This window comes from Saccharothrix mutabilis subsp. mutabilis, assembly GCF_039521145.1.
Taxonomy (GTDB): Bacteria; Actinomycetota; Actinomycetes; order Mycobacteriales; family Pseudonocardiaceae; genus Actinosynnema; species Actinosynnema mutabilis.
The window spans coordinates 24658-43947 of the sequence record NZ_BAAABU010000033.1; the positions used below are offsets into that span (position 1 = coordinate 24658).

The 19290-nt window shown below is 75.6% G+C and carries 16 protein-coding genes; 5 read left to right on the forward strand and 11 right to left on the reverse strand.

Going from position 1 to position 19290, the window contains the following annotated elements; translation table 11 throughout:
* Window positions 1-158: 158 nt before the first annotated feature.
* The 3 genes from ABD126_RS36860 to ABD126_RS36870 all read left to right on the forward strand — a co-directional run bounded on the left by ABD126_RS36860 (window position 159) and on the right by ABD126_RS36870 (window position 4156).
* Window positions 159-1154: an Acg family FMN-binding oxidoreductase gene (locus ABD126_RS36860; RefSeq protein WP_425542955.1), complete on the forward strand. Its 996-nt coding sequence runs from the start codon at window positions 159-161 to the stop codon at window positions 1152-1154.
* Window positions 1151-3373 carry a phosphoenolpyruvate synthase gene (gene ppsA, locus ABD126_RS36865; RefSeq protein ID WP_343939963.1) on the forward strand — a complete coding sequence of 741 codons (2223 nt, stop codon included), beginning with the start codon at window positions 1151-1153 and terminating at the stop codon, window positions 3371-3373. The genes ABD126_RS36860 and ppsA overlap by 4 nt, the downstream gene beginning before the upstream one ends.
* A gap of 213 nt (window positions 3374-3586) precedes the next feature.
* Window positions 3587-4156: a hypothetical protein gene (locus ABD126_RS36870; RefSeq protein ID WP_343939965.1), complete on the forward strand. Its 570-nt coding sequence runs from the start codon at window positions 3587-3589 to the stop codon at window positions 4154-4156.
* Here ABD126_RS36870 and ABD126_RS36875 read toward each other — a convergent pair.
* The 8 genes from ABD126_RS36875 to ABD126_RS36910 form a co-directional block, all read right to left on the reverse strand.
* Entirely contained in the window at window positions 4122-6659 is a 2538-nt protein-coding gene (locus ABD126_RS36875) for a cation-translocating P-type ATPase (protein WP_343939967.1), read from the reverse strand. The genes ABD126_RS36870 and ABD126_RS36875 overlap by 35 nt on opposite strands.
* A complete protein-coding gene (locus tag ABD126_RS36880) occupies window positions 6638-7237 on the reverse strand; it encodes an Rv1733c family protein (RefSeq protein ID WP_343939969.1) in 600 nt (199 codons plus the stop codon). The genes ABD126_RS36875 and ABD126_RS36880 overlap by 22 nt, the downstream gene beginning before the upstream one ends.
* Before the next feature lie 5 nt (window positions 7238-7242).
* Window positions 7243-7863, reverse strand: a complete 621-nt coding sequence (locus ABD126_RS36885; protein WP_343939970.1) for a CBS domain-containing protein — start codon at window positions 7861-7863, stop codon at window positions 7243-7245.
* Window positions 7860-8333 (reverse strand): universal stress protein, encoded by a 474-nt coding sequence (locus ABD126_RS36890; RefSeq protein ID WP_343939972.1) that lies wholly within the window; start codon window positions 8331-8333, stop codon window positions 7860-7862. The genes ABD126_RS36885 and ABD126_RS36890 overlap by 4 nt, the downstream gene beginning before the upstream one ends.
* Window positions 8330-10978 carry a bifunctional acetate--CoA ligase family protein/GNAT family N-acetyltransferase gene (locus ABD126_RS36895; RefSeq protein WP_343939974.1) on the reverse strand — a complete coding sequence of 883 codons (2649 nt, stop codon included), beginning with the start codon at window positions 10976-10978 and terminating at the stop codon, window positions 8330-8332. Before ABD126_RS36895 ends, ABD126_RS36890 begins: the two co-directional genes overlap by 4 nt.
* Window positions 10975-11457, reverse strand: coding sequence for a universal stress protein (locus ABD126_RS36900; protein ID WP_343939976.1), 483 nt, complete (start codon window positions 11455-11457; stop codon window positions 10975-10977). The genes ABD126_RS36895 and ABD126_RS36900 overlap by 4 nt, the downstream gene beginning before the upstream one ends.
* A gap of 89 nt (window positions 11458-11546) precedes the next feature.
* Window positions 11547-12770 (reverse strand): DUF4010 domain-containing protein, encoded by a 1224-nt coding sequence (locus ABD126_RS36905; protein ID WP_343939978.1) that lies wholly within the window; start codon window positions 12768-12770, stop codon window positions 11547-11549.
* Window positions 12770-13351 (reverse strand): CBS domain-containing protein, encoded by a 582-nt coding sequence (locus ABD126_RS36910; RefSeq protein WP_343939980.1) that lies wholly within the window; start codon window positions 13349-13351, stop codon window positions 12770-12772. Before ABD126_RS36910 ends, ABD126_RS36905 begins: the two co-directional genes overlap by 1 nt.
* Before the next feature lie 127 nt (window positions 13352-13478).
* On the opposite strand from ABD126_RS36910, the gene ABD126_RS36915 reads away from it, so the two are divergent.
* Window positions 13479-13904, forward strand: coding sequence for a universal stress protein (locus tag ABD126_RS36915; RefSeq protein WP_343939983.1), 426 nt, complete (start codon window positions 13479-13481; stop codon window positions 13902-13904).
* 100 nt (window positions 13905-14004) lie between these two features.
* Window positions 14005-14991, forward strand: a complete 987-nt coding sequence (locus ABD126_RS36920) for an Acg family FMN-binding oxidoreductase (RefSeq protein ID WP_343939985.1) — start codon at window positions 14005-14007, stop codon at window positions 14989-14991.
* Between the two features lie 4 nt (window positions 14992-14995).
* Here ABD126_RS36920 and ABD126_RS36925 read toward each other — a convergent pair whose 3' ends face one another.
* The 3 genes from ABD126_RS36925 to ABD126_RS36935 are packed head-to-tail and all read right to left on the reverse strand — an operon-like array spanning window position 14996 to window position 19261.
* Complete coding sequence (locus ABD126_RS36925) at window positions 14996-16060, reverse strand: acetate/propionate family kinase (RefSeq protein ID WP_425542956.1); 1065 nt, start codon at window positions 16058-16060, stop codon at window positions 14996-14998.
* Complete coding sequence (locus tag ABD126_RS36930; protein WP_343939989.1) at window positions 16060-18390, reverse strand: phosphoketolase family protein; 2331 nt, start codon at window positions 18388-18390, stop codon at window positions 16060-16062. The genes ABD126_RS36925 and ABD126_RS36930 overlap by 1 nt, the downstream gene beginning before the upstream one ends.
* A gap of 1 nt (window position 18391) precedes the next feature.
* Window positions 18392-19261, reverse strand: coding sequence for a universal stress protein (locus ABD126_RS36935; protein WP_343939991.1), 870 nt, complete (start codon window positions 19259-19261; stop codon window positions 18392-18394).
* Between the last annotated feature and the right edge of the window lie 29 nt (window positions 19262-19290).

Below are 19290 nucleotides of genomic sequence, written 5' to 3' on the forward strand. Positions count from 1 at the left end.
GCCCCCACCATCGCCCGAGCGCCCGCGCACCGCCCAGGGGCGTCGGGGCACCCGGCGGCGGACCGCGGGTCCCTGCCGGGTGGGGACCTCCGACCCTCTCGCCGGGACGGCCGCCGGGTCACTGTCGAGACATGGACACGAGTGCGGAGGTGAGCCCGATGGAGCCTGGCCGTCCCGACCACGCCACGGTCCGGGCCGCCCTGGCGCTGGCGTGCCGTGCCCCTTCGGTGCACAACACCCAGCCCTGGCGGTGGCGGATCGGCGACCGGAGCGTGCACCTGTACGCCGACGATTCGCGCAGGCTGCCCGCGACCGACCCCCAGGGCCGCGACCTGCTGCTCAGCTGCGGCGCGGCCCTGCACCACCTGCGGGTGGCGCTGGCGGCGATGGGGCTGCGCGCGGTCGTGCACCGGCTGCCCAACCCCGCCGAGCCGCACCACCTGGCGGCGGTGGAGTTCGCGCCCCACGAGCCGACCGAGGACGAGGTCGCCCTGGCCGGGGCGATCCCGCGGCGGCGGACCGACCGGCGGCGCTTCTCGTCGTGGGGCGTGCCCCGCGCGGTGCTGCTGATGCTGGAGGACCGGGCGTCGGCCGAGGGCGCGATCATCCGCGAGGTCACCGGCTCGCAGGCGCGGTTCGACCTGACCACGGCCGTCGCGCAGGCCGCCGCGGTGCAGGAGGCCGACCCGTTCTACCGGGCGGAGACCTCGGCGTGGAGCGGCACGCACGCCGACGACGAGGGCGTGCCCGCGGCGAACGCGCTCGCCGGGCTGCCCCAGCACGGCGACGTGCAGCTGCGCGAGTTCCCCGGCGGCGAGCTGGTGGACGAGCGCGCCGGGGAGTGGGAGGACGACGGCGCGGCCCTGGTGGTGCTGGGCACGTCGTCGGACGACCGGCTGTCGGTCCTGCGCGCGGGCGAGGCGCTCAGCGCCGTGCTGCTGGAGGCCACCGTCTCGGGCCTGGCGACCACGCCGATCAGCCAGCCGCTGGAGGTCGCGGCGACCCGCGACCGCATCCGGTCGGCCGTGCTGGACGACGCGCTGTGCCCGCAGATCGTGCTGCGCGTGGGCTGGGCCCCGTTCCAGACCGCGCCGCTGCCCGCGACCCCGCGGCGCGCCGTCGAGGACGTCATCGAAGGGTGGGAGAGGGTATGAGCCGGTACGTCCGGGACTTCGCGGAGCTGCGCGTGCACGACACGGCCGTGGCCGGCGGCAAGGGCGCCAACCTCGGCGAGCTGACCGCCGCCGGGCTGCCCGTGCCGCCGGGGTTCGTGGTGACCGCCGACGCCTACCTGGCGTCGGTGCGGCCGGTGCGCCCGGAGCTGGACGAGCTGCTGGCCAAGGCGCTGGTCTCGCCCGACGACGACGTCGTGGAACGGCTGCAGGACCTGGTGCGCTCGGCCGGGGTCGCCCCGGAGGTGGCCGCCGACGTGCGCGCCGCCTACCGGGAGCTGGGCGGGTCGGTGGCGATCCGGTCGTCGGCGACGTCCGAGGACACCGCCGGGGCGTCGTTCGCGGGCATGAACAGCACCTTCACCAACACCACCGGCGAGGACGACGTGCTGGCCCGGCTGGTGGACTGCTGGGTGTCGCTGTTCGGTGCGCGGTCGCTGGCCTACCGGGCGGAGCAGGGGTTGGCCGAGGAGCCGGCGATCGCCGTCGTGGTGCAGCGGATGGTGGACTCCGAGCGGTCCGGCGTCCTGTTCACCGCCGACCCCGCCACCGGCGACCGGGGCGCGGTCGTGGTCGAGGCCGCGTTCGGGCTGGGCGAGGTGGTGGTCAGCGGCGCGGTCGAGCCGGACACCTACACCCTGCGCCGCGAGGGTGACGACGTGTCCCTTGTGGACACCAGGGTGGGCCGCAAGACGCACAAGATCGTGCGCGGCGCCGACGGGCGGGACCTGCACGTGCCGCTGGGCCCGGAGGACTCCGCGCGCCGGGTGCTCGACCCGGGCGAGGCGGAGGCGCTGGGCCGGCTCGGCGTCCGCGTCGAGCAGCACTACGGCGCGCCCCAGGACATCGAGTGGGCCATCACCGGCGGCGAGTTCTGGCTGGTGCAGTCGCGCCCCATCACGACCCTGCCCGAACCCGCCGACGGGGACCGCCCGCTGGTCTCCGGGCTCGGCGCGTCCCCCGGCGCCGCCACCGGCCGCGTCCGCGTGCTCGGCTCCCCCGCCGAAGGCTCGAAGCTGCGCGACGGCGAGATCCTCGTGGCGCAGATGACCAACCCGGACTGGGTGCCCGCCATGCGCCGCGCGGCGGCCGTGGTCACCGACGGCGGCGGCATCACCTGCCACGCCGCGATCGTGGCGCGCGAACTGAGCGTGCCGTGCGTGGTCGGCACGGGCTCCGCGACCTCCGTGCTGCGCGACGGGCAACAGGTGACCGTGGACGGCAGCGCCGGGACCGTCGTCGCCGGCGCGGTGGCCGCCCCGGTGGTGACCGCGGACCGGACGCCGGTGGTGACCGCCGTCGAGGCGCTGGGCACGCGCGTGTACGTCAACCTGGCGATGCCCGAGCACGCCGAGGAGGTCGCCGCGCAGCCGGTCGACGGGGTCGGGCTGCTGCGCGCGGAGTTCATGCTCACCGACGCGCTCAACGCCGAGCACCCGCGCCGCTTCCTCGCCCGGCACGGCAGCGAGGAGTTCCTGCACGCCCTGTCGGAATCGCTGCTGCGGATCACGCGGCCGTTCGGCAACCGGCCGGTGGTCTACCGGACGATGGACTTCCGCACCAACGAGTTCCGCGAGCTGTCCGGCGGCGCCGAGTTCGAGCCGGTCGAGCACAACCCGATGATCGGCTTCCGCGGCTGCTACCGGTACGTCCAGGACCCGATGCTGTTCGCGCTGGAGTTGCAGGCGTTGGCGCGGGTGCGGGAGCAGACGCCGAACCTGGGATTGATGATCCCGTTCGTGCGCACCAAGTGGGAGCTGGAGGCGTGCCTGGAGCAGATCGACCGCAGCCCGCTGGGCCGGCAGCGCGGCCTGCACCGGTGGGTCATGGCGGAGGTCCCGTCGGTGGCCTACTGGATCCCGGAGTACGCGCGGATGGGCATCGACGGCGTGTCGATCGGCAGCAACGACCTCACGCAGCTGGTGCTGGGCGTGGACCGCGACTCGGAGGTGTGCGCGGAGCTGTTCGACGAGTCCGACCCGGCGGTCCTGGACTTCATCGGCCGGATCGTCACGGCCTGCCGCGACGCCGGCATCACGTCGTCGCTGTGCGGCCAGGCCCCGTCCAACCGGCCGGACTTCGCCGAGCACCTGGTGCGCATGGGCATCACGTCGGTGTCGGTCAACCCCGACGCCGTGGCGGCGACCCGCCGGGTGATCGGGTCGGCGGAACGGCGGTTGGTGCTCCAACGGGCCCGGTGACGTGACGCCGCACTGCTGAGGGGACCGCGCCGGGAAGGGCGCGGTCCCTTTCGCTGTGCGGGCCGTCTGGTCCGTGCGGGTGCGGTCCCTTTCGCCGTGCGGGCAGGCTGGTCCGTGCGGACAGCGGTCAGCTTCGCCGTGCGGGCGCGGTCCCTGGTGGGACGGGACCTTCGCTACTGCCCCCGGCGCCCGGACCGGTCGATCGTCGTGGGTGTGAAGCGGTGGTTCTGGTGGGTCACGGCCGGTGAGGCCGTCGGGTTCGCGGTGCCGGCCGTGGTCGGCGCCCTCAGCACGGCACCGGTCGCGCTGGTGCTCGCCGGGTGCGTCGAGGGCGCGGTGCTCGGCGCGGCGCAGGCGCACGTGCTGCGGCGGGTGGTGCGCGGGTTCGACGCGCGGGCGTGGGTGGTGGCGACCGTGCTGGGCGCCGGGTTCACCTGGTCGGTCGCCATGACGGCGGTCGCGCTCGGCGAACGGGCCGCGCGGTGGCCGTTGCCGCTGCTCGTCGCGGTGGCGGTCGTGGCGGGACTGCCGGCGCTGGTGGCGATCGGCTTCACGCAGTGGCTGGTGCTGCGGCGATCGGTGCCCCGGTCGGCGGGCTGGATCTGGGCCAACGGGCTGGCGTGGGCGGCGGCGCTGACCGTCTTCGCCGCCTTCACCACGCCCCTGTGGCGGCCCGGCCAGGCCACCGCGACCGTCGTGCTCGTCGGCGCGGCCGGCGGGGTGCTGATGGCCGCGACGATGGCCGCCGTCACCGGCCTCGCGTTGCGCCGGCTCGTGAAGTGACCTTCTTGTAGAGCGCGTCCACCAGCAGCACCGCGGGTGCCGCGGCGGCGGCGAACAGCCACCCCCACGCGCTCGGCGGGCTGCCGCCCAGCAGGCCCGGCAGCGGCGGCACGAACAGGAACACCGCCAGCACCGCCACCTCGAAGGCGACCGCCCCGAGCAGCAACCGGTTGCCGCGCAACGTCCGCACCGGCTTCGTGGCGCTGCGGCACGCGAACGCGTTGGCCAGCTGCCCGATCACGATCGCGGTGAACGCCGTCCCGGACGCGGTGGCGAGCAGCGCGGGGTCGTCCAGGTCCCAGCCGCCCAGCCACAGCACCCCGGCGAACGCCGCCATCGACGTCACCGCCTCCGCCGGTCCCAGCACGCCGAACGCCCGCCGCAGCACCGAGCCGTCGAGCAGACCGCCGGTGCGGGCCGGGCCGCGCAGGGTGCGCGGGTTGGGCGGTTCCGCGCCCAGCGCGAGCGCGGGCAGCAGGTCGGTGCCGATGTCCAGCGCCAGCACCTGCAACACGCTCAGCGCGAGCGGGAACGAGCCGCCCGACAACGCCCACAGCACGAACGGCGTCAGCTCGGCGACGTTGTCGGTGAGGTGGTAGGTCAGGAAGCGGCGGATGTTGGCGAAGGTCGCCCGGCCCAGCTCCACGGCGGCGACGATGGTGCCGAAGTGGTCGTCCAGCAGCACCAGGTCCGCGGCCTCGCGTGCCACGTCGGTGCCGGAGGCGCCCATCGCGACCCCGATGTCGGCGGCGCGCAGCGCGGGCCCGTCGTTGACCCCGTCCCCGGTCATGGCCACCACGTGGCCGCGGTGCTGGAGGGCGCGGGCGATGCGCAGCTTGTCCTCCGGCGTCACGCGGGCCACCACCACGCCGTCGCGGTCGAGCAGCTCGCCCAGCGCGGCGTCGTCGGCGGGCAGCTCCGCGCCGGTCACCACGAGCCGGTCCGGGCCGAGCAGGCCGACCTGCTCGGCGATGGCGCGGGCGGTGGCGGGGTGGTCGCCGGTGACCATGGCGAGCCGGATGCCCGCCGTGCGGCAGGCCGCGACGGACTCGGCCACGTCGGTGCGCGGCGGGTCCTGCAAGGCCACCACGCCCAGCAGGGTCAGGTCCTCCTCGGTGTCCCCGTCGGCCCGCCGGGCGACGGCGAGCACCCGCAACCCCTGCCGGCCCAGGCGCTCCACCTCGTCGTGCGCGCCGAAGTCGTCTCGGCACAACGGCAGCACCGCGTCGGGCGCGCCCATCACGTGCACGCCGTCGGAGTCCACGGCCGACGAGCGCCGGCGGCGCGGGTCGAACGGGCGGCGCACGGCGTCGGGCGACGGCCCGTCCACCCCGAGCCGGGCGGCCAGGACGTGCAGCGCGACCTCCATCGGGTCGCCGACGGGCACCCACCGGCCGGCACGCAGCTCGGCCCGGGCGGCCGGCGCGCAGCGGACGGCGCTGCGGGCGACGGCCCGCGCCGCGTCCAGCGCACCGGTCACGTCGGCGTCCGGCGCGTAGCCCTCGCCCCGCACCACGGCCTCGCCGCCCGGCGTCCACACCCGGACCACCGACATCTCGTTGCGGGTCAACGTCCCCGTCTTGTCGGTGCAGATGAACGTGGTCGCGCCGAGGGTCTCCACGGACTCCAGCCGGCGCACGAGGGCGTTGCGGCGGGCCATCTCCTGCGCGGCCCGCGCGAGCGACAGCGTGACCGTCGGCAGCAGCCCTTCGGGCACCAGCGCCACGGTCACCCCGACCGCGAACAGGAACCCCTTCGTCGCGTCGAGGCCGAGCAGCAGCGCCACGCCGAAGAACGCCACGCCCACCCCGGCCGCGATCAGCCCGACCACGGTCACCACCCGGTGCAGCCGGCGCGCGAGCGGGCTGGTGGGCCGGTCGGCCCGGCGGGTCAGCTCGGCGATCCCGGCCAACCGGGTGCGGGCGCCGGTGGCGGTGACGGTCGCGACCGCTTCCCCCTCCACCACGTGGGTCCCGGCGCGCAGCGGGCCGCCCGGCTCCGGCCGCGCCGGCACGCTCTCCCCGGTCAGCATCGACTCGTCCACGGCCAGCCCGGCGGCCTCGACCACGACGGCGTCCGCGCACACCCGGTCACCGCCCTGGAGCAGCACCTCGTCGCCCACCACCAGGTCGGCGGCGTCCACCACGACGCGCACCCCGTCCCGGCGCACCGCCGCGCGCGAGGGCATGAGGTCGCGCAGCCGCTGCGCCGCCCGGTCGGCCCGGAACTCCTGCGCGAACGAGAACCCGCCGTTGAGCAGCACGACCAGCACGATCGCCACGGACAGCTCGGGCATCCCGGCCACCAGCGCCAGGCCGGCGGCCACCCACAGCATCAACGCGAAGAAGTGCACGAACTGCAGCAGCAACACCACCAGCGGGTGCCGGCCGCGCTCGCGGGGCAGGACGTTCGGCCCGTCGGCGCGCAACCGCTCGGCGGCCTCGGCGGCGCTCAACCCGCCACGCCGCGCCACAGCGGCCGTCACCGACGCCGCCCGGTCCACTCGGGTTCCACCAACGCCCACTCCCGCTCCCATGTCACAGCGCTCAACCACCCGCGCACGACGTGCACCACGAGCCACGCGAACGCGAGCAGACCCGCCAGGCCGCACCACAACGCGAACGCCACGACCGCCCCACCGACCCGGGCGCCTTCGACGGTGAGCGGCGCGGGCCGGACGGCCCCGGTGTCGTCCACCCACACCCGGACCACCGTGCCGGCCCTCGCCCCGGCGTTGGTCAGGACCTCGCCCCACCGGGGCGTGCCGTCCGGCGCGGGCCACGACGCCAGCGCGACCGGCTGCTCCACGGCGATCCCCCGCCCGGTCTCGGCGGTCGGCGGCGGCGGCGCGTCCACGAGCAGCCGGGCCTCGACCCGGTGGCGTGTGCGCGACTGCTCCGCCGCGGTCACCTTCCCGGACGCGTACACCTCGGACCCGACCGCCGCCGCGACCGGGACACCCAGCAGCGCGCCGACGACGGCGACCGCGAGCACGGCCCCCTCCACCCGGTCCCCCGGCCGCGCCACGCCCGACCGCGCCGGGAGCGCGTAACGCACCGCGCGCCTGATCACCGTGCTCATCGGGCTCACCTCCGGGACGGCAGCCCGGCCTCGGGGAACCGCACCCCGACGACCCCGGCCACCGCGCCCGCCAACACCTCGGCCACGTGCCGGTCCCGCTCGTCGTCCAGCGCGTCCACGATGGACACCTGCCCGTCCACCACCGACACCGTCCACCGGTGCGGGTCCGCGTACAGGCCCAGGCGGTGGCGGACCTCCGCCTCCAGCCGCCGGTCGTCGCGGGTGATGGCCCGCAGCATGTCCCGCCGGGTCACCACCCCGACCAGCCGCCGCCCGTCCACCACGGGCGCGCTGCGCACCGCGTGGTCGAGCATCTGCCGGGCCAGTTCCGCCAGGTCCATGCCGGGGGTGGCCACCACCTCCGGCGCGGTCATCACGTCGGCGACGGTCTGGCGGGGCGCGGGCCGGGCGCGGGTGGGTTCGCCGTGCACCAACGAGCGCGGGTCCAGCGGGAGCCGGTCGCGCAGCACGTCGGCCTCGGTCACCACCCCGACCAGCCCGTCGGCGGCGTCGACCACCGGCAGCATCGTGAAACCCTTGGCCGCCAACAAGACTCCGGCCTCCCGGGCGGCGGTCCCGGGCCGGACGGTGACCACGTCCCGGGTCATGACGTCCCTGGTCCTCATCGCACGCCCTCCCCGCTCTCCACGCCGACCGCGCGCCGCTCCGACTCGCCGGGCGGCGGCAGCACCACGACGGGCGCGGACGAGTGCCGCACGCAGTGCGCGGTGGTGCTGCCCAGCACCACCCGGCGCAGCCCGCCGCCGGTGTGCGCGGCCACGACCAGCAGCGCCGCGCCGCGCGCCTGCTCCTCCAGCGCCTCCGCGGCCGACCCGCGCACGCACATGCGGAAGATCTGCGGGAACTGCGTGCGGCCCACCGCGACCGTGCGCAGCGCGTTCTCCACGGTCGCCTCCGACCGGCCGCGCGCCTCCTGCTCGGAGGTCATCGCCCAGTCCGCCAACGGCTCGTAGTTCCACACGTTGACCACGTGCAGCGGGGCGCCCCGCAGCACGGCCTCGTCCATCGCCCACGACAACGCGCGCACGCCCGCCGTCGTCCCGTCGACGCCCACCACGATCGCACCTGTGCTCACGACTCCACCTCGCTCGTCTCGATGTCCTGCCCCGGCGCCCACCGGGGCTCGGGGTCACGCAGTCGGCGCAGGAACGGGTCGACGGCCCGCGCCGGCGCGACGCGCACCCGCGCGTCCACCGCCAGCACCCGGTCCCCGTCCAGCACCAGGGGGTTGAGGTCGAGTTCGACGACCTCGGGCACCAGTTCGGCGAGCCGGCCGACGCGCAGCAGCACGTCGCGCACCGGTCCCGCCGGGTGCTCGCGGAACACCTTCGGCGCGGCGCGAAAGCCGCGCAGCAGCTCGTCGGCGTCGGCGGCGCTCAACGGGGCCAGCGCGGCGGCCCGGTCGTCGAGCAGGTCGGTGTCCACGCCGCCCAGCCCGGTCACCACCAGCGGCCCGAACCGCGCGTCGCTGACCACGCCGACCAGCAGCTCCCGGCCGGGCGCGCCCATCGGCTGCACGAACACGCCGTCGAGCCGGTCCCCGAACCGCCCGGCCAACGTCGCGAACGCCGCGCGCACCGCGTCCGGGCCGTCCACGTCGAGCAGCACCCCGCCGCCCCGGCTCTTGTGCAGCAGGTCGCGGGCGACGGCCTTCACCGCCACCGGGCCGCCGTAGGCGTCCTGGGCCCGCACGGCGGCCTCCGCGTCGGCGGCCACCACGCCGCCCAGCACGGGCACGCCGAACGCCCGCAGCAGCCGCACGGCCTGGTCGGGGTCCAGCCAGCCGCCCTCCGGCCGGGCGGCGACGACGGCCCGCGCGGTGGCCAGGTCGAGGTCGGGCAGCTCGACGGGCTCGTGGTCGGTGCGCAGCCACCGGCCGCGCTCGACCAGCACCGCCAGCGCGGCGGCGGCGCGCGCGGGCTCGGCGTAGCAGGCCGTCCCGCCGGACACCAGGCACACCGGCCGGTCCTGGTCGGTGCTCACCGCGAGCAGCGGCTTGGTGGTCCGGTGGACACCGGACTTCGGGTCGCCCAGCGCGGTGGGCACGGTGACCGCGATGACCGCGTCCACGGCGGGGTCGGCGGCGACCAGGTCCAGGCACCGGGCGAAGGTCTCGTCGTCCACCACCGCGGTGGTGTCGACCGGGTTGTGCACGCTGGCCGGGGCGGGCAGCAGCGCGCGCAGCGCCCCGGTGGTCCGGGTGCCCAGCTCGGCCAGGGAAAGTCCGTTGTGGACGCACGCGTCCGCGGCCAGCACGCCCAGGCCGCCGGCGTTGCCCACCACGGCGACCGACCGGCCGGTGGGCAGCGGGGTGGCGTGCAGCGCGGCCAGCACCTCGACCAGCTCGGTCACGCCGTCCACCGCGATCACGCCGGCCTGGCGGAACAGGGCGTCACGGGTGACCGCCGGGGTGGCGGTGGCCGCGGTGTGCGAGGCGGCGGCCCGCTGCCCGGCCTCGCTGCTCGCCGCCCGCAGGGCCACCACGGGCTTGCGGCGCGCGACCCGGCGGGCCAGCCGGGCGAACTTGCGCGGGTTGCCGAAGGACTCCAGGTACAGCACGACCGCGCGCGTGTGCGTGTCGCGTTCCCACCACAGCAGCAGGTCGTTGCCGCTCACGTCGTACTTGTCGCCGGTGGAGACCAGGTCCGAGACGCCCAGCCCGAGCCGCCCCAACGCCTCCAGCACCGCGATCGCGATGCCGCCGGACTGGGTGACCACGCCGATGCCGCCCGACACGACCGGGTCGCGCATGAACGTCGCGTTCAGCCGGACGTCGGGGTCGCCGCTGGCCACGCCGACGCAGTTCGGCCCGACCAGGCGCATCCCGTGCCGGCGCACGGCGGCCGTCAACGCCCGCGCGTCCACCCCGGAGGTGATCACCACCAGCGCCTTGACCCCGCTGCGCCCGCAGTCCTCGGCGACCTGCGGCACGGCGTGCGCGGGCACGCACACCACCGCCAGCTCCGGCGCGTCGGGGATGTCGGCCACGGACCGGAAGCACGGCACGCCCGCGATCTCCCGCGCGTGCGGGTTGACCGCGCACAGGTCGCCGTCGTACCCGCCGGCGCGCAGGTTGCGCAGCACGGCGTGGCCGACGGAGTTCGGGGAGCGGCCCGCCCCGACCACGACGACCGAGGCCGGTTCGAGCACCGACCGCAGGCTCGCCACGTCCGCCGCCCGCTCGCGGTCCGCGACCGCCTCCAGGTAGTTCTCGTCGGCTTCCAGCCCGAGGTCCACATGCACCACGTCGCAGTCCGATGTGGACGTGAACACCAGCCCGAGGTCGGTGAACACGCGCAGCATCCGGGCGTTGACCGGCAGGACGTCGGCCACGAAGCGCCGCACGCCCCGCCGCTTGGCCAGCGACACCAGGTGCTCCAGCAGCAGCGTCCCGACGCCGTGCGACTGGCGTTCGTGCGCGACGACCAGCGCCACCTCGGCGGTGTCGCCGTCCTGCACCACGTAGCTGGCCGCGCCGACCAGGTCGTCGCCGCTGAACGCCCCCAGCACCACGTGCCGGGGGCGGGTGGGTGAGGTGAGCCGGTCGACGAACTCGTCCAGCCCGCGCGGCGAGGCGCTGAAGAAGCGCAGGTAGCGGTCCTCCAGCGGCAGGCCGTGGTGCAGGGCGCGCAGCGCGTCGGCGTCGGCGGGGCCGAGTTCGCGCACGACGACGACCCGGCCGTCGGCCAGCAGCGCGCGTTCGCCGACCGGCGCGCTCACAGCAGCGGTCCCGGCGTGACGACGGGCTTGGGCTCCGGGCGCTCCGGTTCCGGCTGGCGCAGCACGACCACCGGGCACTTCGCGTGGTGGACGCAGTAGGAGCCGACCGACCCGAGCAGCACCTCCCGGATCGGGCCGACGCCCCGGCTGCCGACCACGAGCAGCGCGGCGTGCTCGGACGCCTTCACCAGCACGTCCCGCGCGTCGCCCTCGACCAGCGCCGGCCGCACCTCGACGTCGGTCTCGACCTCGCCGACCACCTCGTCCAGCACCGCCCGGTGCCCGTCGCGCAACGCCCCGGTGTCCATCGCGGCGGCAACCGACGCCGACACCGGCCCGATCACCAGGGCGTGGTCGACGTGCCAGGCGTGGATCACCTCGACGGCGCAGCCGCGCCGCTCCCCCTCCTCCACGGCCCACCGGAACGCGGCCCGGCTCGCGGGCGAACCGTCCACACCGACGACGACTGTCTGGTCCATCTCTCCTCCTCGATCGCTGACCTCCAGCTTCGCGGCGCGCGGTCGCGCCGGTCAGTGGCCGCGGTCCCGACCGCCCAGGGACCTTGGGCCTACCAGGCCACCCCGACCCCGACGACCACGACAACGGGCGCGAGCCAGGCCGCCAGGCGCGCCGCGAACCCCGGTCCGCCGGCCACCAGCGCGAGCACCAGCTTCACCACCGTGTTGGCCGCCAGCGCCGCGCCGCAGGCCAGCACCGCCGTCGCGACCGGGATCGCCGCCGGGGCCAGCGAGGCCGCCGCGACCGCCGCCGCGTGGGCGTCGGCCAGCCCGCCGAGCCCGGCCGCCAGCACCGCTCCCCCGCCGCCCAACCGGTCCGCCGCCGCCCGCGTCACCACCAGCAGCGCCACCAGGACCAGCGCCAGGCCGATGGCCGCGCGCAACGACATCGGCCGGTTCACCGGCTCCTCGACCGCCTCGTCGCCCGACGCCGGCGGCAGCCGCCGGGTCAACCACGCGACCTCGGCCGCCAGCACGACCGCGCCGGCCGCGGCGGCGGGCAGCAGCCGCCACGACACCGCCGGGCTCGCCACCGCCGTCACGGCCACCAGTTGCGCCAGGGTGGAGATGTTGGCCGCCAGGGCGGCCGGCAACGCGGGCGCGCCCACCTCACGCCAGCGGCGGCCCATCACGGCGGTCGTCGCCGACCCGGACACGAACCCGCCGCCGAACCCGGCGACGAGCAGCCCCCACCGCCGGCCCAGCGCCCGCGCGGCCAGGTACCCGGCCCAGCCGATCAGCGTCACCGCCAGCACCAGGCCCCACACCTTCGCCGGGTTGAGCACCCCGTAGGGGCCCAGCGGCCGGTCGGGCAGCAGCGGCAGCACCACGAACGCCACCACGAACAACGTCATCGCGTCCGCCACGTCCCGGTCGCCGACCAACCCGGTCGCGAACCGGTGCAACGGCCGCTTCGCCGCCAGCAGCACGGCCACCAGGACCCCGGCGGCGACCGCCAACTGCGGCCGGGACCACGCGAGCGCGCCCAGCAGGTACGCGACGACCGCCGCGACCTCCGTGGTGGCCCCGATGTCGCCCTCGGCCGAGCCGACCTCGTGCCAGTACCAGACCACGACCAGCGCGCACACGCCCGCGAGCCCCACCGCGACGGCCGAAGGCGACAGCGCCGCCGCCACCGCGCCGCCCAGCGCGATCAGGGGGAACGTGCGGGACCCGGCCGGGTGCTTGCGCGTCGCGTCGTGCTCGCGCTCGACGCCCAGCAGCAAGCCGACCGCCAACGCCGTCGCCAGCGCGGCGGCCGGCTGGAGGTCCATCAGGGCGTGGCGTCGGCCGGGACGCCGCCCAGCGCGACGCCGACCACCCCCGGCACGGTCCGCACCAGCGCCGCGACCACGCGCCGCTCGGCGACGTCGTCGAACGGTCCGTTGACGGCCACGCGGCCCCCGGCCACCTCGACCGTCCACCGCCGGGTGCGGCTGTAGGCGTGCAGCAACCGGTCCACGCGGGCGGCCAGGACGTCGTCCTCCGGCGTCAGCACGCGCAGCAGGTCGCTGCGCGACACCACGCCGACCACGCGACCGCGGGCGTCCACGATCGGCAGGCAGCGCAACTTGTTGCCCAGGAAGGCTCCGGCCAGTTCGGTCGGGGTCGCGGTCAGCGGCGCGCTGATCACGGCCGTGTTCATCACCTGGCCGACGGTCAGCGCGCCACCGCCCTGGCCGATGCTGTGCACCAGCAGGTCGATGCCGGACACGATGCCGACCAGCCGGCCACCGGGCTCCACCACCGGGAGCGCGGAGAAGCCGTGGTCGACCAGCAGCGCGCTCGCGGCGCGGATGGTCGTGGTCGGTTCGACCGTCACGACCGGGCGGGTCATCACCTCTGCGGCGTTCATGGCTCCGAGGGTCCGCGCACACCTTCGTCAAAGGCAGTGCGGATGGGCTCTGCGCACCGGTGACGTAGGTCCCTGCCCTCCGCCGCCCGCGCGTCCGACGCTGGGGGCGAGTGGAAGGAGACCGGTCATGATCCTGGTCGGTGTGGACGGGTCGCCCGCGAGCCGCAAGGCGCTGCGCTGGGCGCTGGAACAGGCCAAGCGGACCGGTGAGCCGGTCGAGGCGACGATGGCGTGGCTGCGCGAGCCCGAGTACGTGCCGGCGGCGGCGATGGGCGTGCACCCGCACGCCGACCGGCCCGACCACCGGCACCCCGCGCGGGAGCTGCACGACATCGTGGCGCAGGAACGCGCCGCCGTGCCCGACGCGCCGGAGGTCGCCGAGGTCACCATCGTCGGCGACGCGGCGACGGCGCTGGCCGCCGCCTCCCGGCAGGCGGACATGCTCGTCATCGGCAGCCGCGGCCACGGCCGGCTCGCCGAGGTCTTCCTGGGCAGCGTCGCCGCGGACTGCCTGCGGCACGCCCGGTGCCCGGTGGTGGTGCTGCCCGCGTGATCCCGGGGGCCCGGTCCGGTCGGGACTTCCGACCGTGTCGGGTCGCCACCGGCGGGCGGACGGTGGAGGAGCAGGGTCGGACGAGGACGAAGGTGACGACATGGACAGCACTGTCCGGGCGCTCGGGTTGGGCGAGGCCGAGACCATCGAGGTGCTGACGGCCGCGGCGCTCGCGCCGTCGGTGCACAACACGCAACCGTGGCGGTTCCGGCTGGGAGCCGACCGCATCGAGGTGCACGCCGACCCCGCCCGCCGGCTGCCCGCGACCGACCCGGACGACCGCGAGCTGCGGCTGTCCTGCGGCGCGGCGCTGTTCAACCTGCGGGTGGCGTTGCAGGCCCGCGGCATCCGGCCGCTGGTGACGTTGCTGCCCGGCGCCGACGCGCCCGGCGCGCTGGCGGTCGTGCGGCGCGGTGGCACGTTCCCGTTGGACGAGGAGACCCGCGAGCTGCACAAGGCGATCCCGGCGCGGCGGTCCAACCGCAAGCCGTTCCGCGACGTCCCGGTGCCCGTCGAGCACCGCCAGGCGCTGGTGCGCGCCACCGAGCGCGAACGCACGTGGCTGCACGTCGTGGCCACCGGGGAGGAGCGCGCCCGGTTGCAGAAGCTCGTCGCGAAGGCGCACCGCGTCCAGAGCGAGGACGCCGGCGTGCGGACCGAGCTGTCCAGCTGGACCGGGCCGCGCGCCACCGACGGCGTCCCGGCCGGGTCCGCGGGCGTCCGGCCCGCGCCGCAGGACGAGTGGGCGCGGCGGGACTTCCAGGCCGCCGAGCGCCTGCCGGGCAAGGACTTCGAGTCCGACCCGCTGGTCACCGTGCTGTGCTCGTACTACGACGGCCCGCTGGCCGAGCTCCAGGCCGGCCAGGCCCTGCAACGGCTCCTGCTCACCGCGACCACCCTCGGCCTGGCGGTGTCGTTCATGTCGCAGCCGGTCGAGGTGAAGTCCGTGCGCGACGAGCTGCGGCGGGACCTGGGCGGTCTGGTGCCGCAGGCCGTGCTGCGCATCGGGTTCGGCTCCCCGGTCCCCCCGACCCCGCGCCGCGCGGTCACCGAGCTGTTGCTGGACCCGGTGCCCACCTCCCGGTGAGGGGTCAGCCGAGCACGCGCCGCACCCCGCGCGCGATCTCGACGTCCTCCCGGGCCTCGACGACGAAGACCCCTGCGGCCGACGCGGACGTGCTGATCCGGGTGTCGCCGTCGTCGAGGTCGGCGTTGCGGGAGTCGTCCAGCTCGACGCCCAGGAAGCCCAGGCCGCGCACGGCGTCGGCGCGCACGGCGGCGTCGTGCTCGCCGATCCCGCCGGTGAACACCAGCAGGTCCAGCCCGCCCAGCGACGCCACCATGGACGCCACGCCCTGCCGCAGCCGGTGCACGAACACGTCGATCGCCAGCGCCGCGTCGACGTCGCCCCCGGACGCCGCCTCCCGCAGGTCGCGCAGGTCCGCCCGGCCGCCCAGGCCGGCCAGGCCGGAGCCGTGCTCCAGGCCGTCGTCCAGGTCCTCGGGGTCCAGCCGGTCGCGCAGCCACAGCAGCAGCCCCGGGTCCAGGTCGCCGCTGCGGGTCGCCATCACCAGGCCGCCCAGCGGCGTGAAGCCCATCGTGGTGTCCACCGAACGGCCGTCGCGCACCGCCGCCAGCGAGCAGCCGGCACCCAGGTGGCAGGTCACCACGCGGGAGCCGCCGCCCGCCAGGTCGACCGCCCGCCGCGCCGCGTAGGCGTGGGACAGGCCGTGGAAGCCGTAGCGCCGCAGGCCCCAGCGCCGCCGCCACCGCTCGGGCAGCGGGTAGGTCGAGGCGACCGGCGGCAACGTCGCGTGGAAGGCGGTGTCGAAGCACGCGACCTGCGGCACGTCCGGCAGCAGCGCCGTCACGGCGTCGATCCCCGCCAACGCGCGCGGCTGGTGCAGGGGCGCGAGGTCGGTCAGGCGCTCGATCTCCGCCCGCGTCCTGTCGGTCAGCGCGACCGGCTCGGTCAGGTCCGCGCCGCCGTGCACCACCCGGTGGCCGACGGCGTGGACCTCGGGCACGTCGTCGGGCAGCTCGACCGCACCGCCCTCCCACCGCTCGACGTGGTGCTGGGAGAGGACTTCGTCGCCCTCTCCCAGCACGCTCAACTTCAGGCTCGACGAGCCGGCGTTGACCACCAGCACGTTCATCAGTAGGGCCACGTCCAGTCGCGCACCTCGGGCAGGTCCTCGCCGTGCTCGCGGATCCACGTGTGGTGGCGGGCGCGCTGGTCCTGCATGCGCTGGCGCAGCAGGCCGGCCCGCGCCCCCAGGCCGGGGACCCGGTCGACGACGTCGATGACCAGGCGGTAGCGGTCCATGTCGTTGAGCACGACCATGTCGAACGGCGTGGTGGTGGTGCCGACCTCCTTGTAGCCGCGCACGTGGAGGTTGTCGTGGTTGGTGCGCCGGTAGGTCAGGCGGTGGATCAGCCACGGGTAGCCGTGGTAGGCGAAGATGACCGGCTTGTCGGTGGTGAACAGCGCGTCGAACTCCCGGTCGGGCATGCCGTGCGGGTGCTCGGTCTCCGGTTGCAGGCGCATCAGGTCCACCACGTTGACCACGCGGACCCGCAGGTCGGGCAGGTTCTCGCGGAGCAGCGCGGTGGCCGCCATGACCTCCATCGTCGGCGCGTCGCCCGCGCAGGCCAGCACCACGTCCGGCGCGCCGTCGTCGGTGCCCGCCCACTCCCAGATGCCCGCGCCGCGGGCGCAGTGCAGCGCCGCCTCCTCCGGGCTCAGCCAGTCGGGGGTGAGGTTCTTGCCCGACACCACGACGTTGACGTGGTCGCGGCTGCGCAGGCAGTGGTCGGCCACCGACAGCAGCGTGTTGGTGTCCGGCGGCAGGTAGACCCGCACGACCTCGGCCTTCTTGTTCATCACGTGGTCGATGAACCCGGGGTCCTGGTGGGAGAAGCCGTTGTGGTCCTGCCGCCACACGTGCGAGGACAGCAGGTAGTTCAGCGACGCCACCGGCCGCCGCCACGGCAGCTTGCGGTGCGTGCCCAGCCACTTGGCGTGCTGGTTGAACATCGAGTCCACGATGTGGGTGAACGCCTCGTAGCAGTTGAACAGGCCGTGCCGCCCGGTCAGCAGGTAGCCCTCCAGGAACCCCTGGCACAGGTGCTCGGACAGCACCTCCACCACCCGCCCGTCGCGGGTCAGGTCCTCGTCGGTGGGCAGGGTGTCGGCCTGCCACTGCTTGCCGGTCGCCTCGAACACCGCGTCCAGCCGGTTCGACGCCGTCTCGTCCGGGCCGAACAGGCGGAAGTTGCGCTGGTCGGCGTTGAGCTTGAACACGTCGCGCAGCATCCGGCCCAGCGCCCGCGTGGGTTCGGAGGTCGTGGTGCCGTGCTTGGCCACCTCGACGCTGTAGGGGCCGACGCCGGGCAGCCGCAGTTCGCGCAGCAGCAGGCCGCCGTTGGCGTGCGGGGTCGAACCCATCCGCTTGTCACCGGCGGGAGCCAGCCGCAGCAGTTCGGGGGTCGGGCGGCCCTGCTCGTCGAACAGCTCCTCGGGCCGGTAGGAGCGCAGCCAGTCCTCCAGCTGCCGCAGGTGCTCCGGGTTGTCCCGGACGCCCGCCAGCGGCACCTGGTGCGACCGCCACGTGCCCTCGACCGGTTTGCCGTCCACTTCGGACGGACCGGTCCAGCCCTTGGGGCTGCGCAGCACGATCATCGGCCAGCGGGGCCGTTCGGAGGAGGTCTTGATCCGCCGGATCTCGTCCAGGACGTCGTCGAGCACCTCCGCCATGCGGGCGTGCATCCGCGCCGGGTCGTCGCCCTCGACGTAGTGGGGCGCGTAGCCGTAGCCGCGCAGCAACGCGTCCAGCTCGTCGTGCGGGATGCGCGCCAGCAGCGTCGGGTTGGCGATCTTGTAGCCGTTGAGGTGCAGGATCGGCAGCACCGCGCCGTCGCGCACCGGGTCGAGGAACTTCGCCCCGTGCCAGCTGGCGGCCAGCGGCCCGGTCTCGGCCTCGCCGTCGCCGACCACGCACGCCACCAGCAGGTCCGGGTTGTCGAACGCCGCCCCGAACGCGTGCGCCAGCGAGTACCCCAGCTCACCGCCCTCGTGGATGGACCCGGGCACGTCGGGCGCGACGTGGCTGGGCACCCCGCCGGGGAAGGAGAACTGCCGGAACAGCTTGCGCATCCCGTGCTCGTCGCGCGGCACCTCCGGGTAGTTGTCCCCGTAGGAGCCCTCCAGCCACGTGTTGGCCAGCAGCGCCGGGCCGCCGTGCCCGGGACCGGTGACGAACAGCACGTCCAGGTCGCGTTCCAGGATCGCCCGGTTCAGGTGGGCGTAGACGAAGTTCAGGCCGGGCGTGGTGCCCCAGTGCCCGAGCAGCCTCGGTTTGATGTGCGCGGCCGTCAGCGGCTCGCGCAGCAGCGGGTTGTCCATCAGGTAGATCTGGCCCGCGGACAGGTAGTTGGCCGCCCGCCAGTAGGCGTCCACCAGGTCCAAGCGGTCGTTCGCCGACATCTCACTCCCCATCGATCGGTCGGACGACGGCAAGGGGGCAGGTCGCGTGGTGGACCAGCGCCTGGCTGGTCGAGCCGAGCAGCATCCCGGTGAAACCGCCGTGCCCCCGACTGCCCACCACCAGCAACCGCGCGCCCTCCGCCGCGGCCAGCAAAGCACGCACGGGCCGGTCCCGCACCACGAGCCGCTCCACCACCACGTCGGGGTACTTCTCCGCGTGCCCGGCGAGCCGCTCGGCCAGCACCCGCTCCTCAGCGGCCTCGACCTGGTCCCAGTCCACGGTCAGCCGGCTGCCGTACGGGCCGTCGACCAGGAAGTCGCTCCACACGTGCACCGCCTTGAGCGGCGCGTTGCGCGAGGACGCGGCCTCGAAGGCGAAGTCCACCGCCTGCTCGCTGGCGGGCGAGCCGTCCACGCCGACCACGACCGGGCCGTCCTCGCGGTCCTCGCCGCGCACCACGACCACCGGGCACTTGCCGTGCGCGGCCAGCGCCACGGCCACCGAGCCCACCACGAGCCCGGAGAACCCGCCCAGGCCGCGCGAGCCGAGCACGACCAGCCGCGCCCGCTCCGACTCCCACACCATCGCCCCGGCGGCGCCCGCGAACTCCAGCGACAGCTCCACCGGCACGTCCGCGGCGGCCTTCGCGGCGGCCTCGGCCTCGGCCAGCCACCGCCGCCCCTGCTCCTCGATCGCGTGCCGCACCTCGTGCCCGGTCAGCACGATCTCCGGGTAGCCGCGGGTGGGCACCAGGTACGCGTGCACCAGCCGCAACGGCACCCGGTGCCGCTCCGCCTCCCGAGCCGCCCACGCCACCGCCGACAACGCCGACGCCGATCCGTCCACACCCACTACGATCGGGGAAGTCATCACGGTCCTCTCGCTCGTCTCCGTCGCAT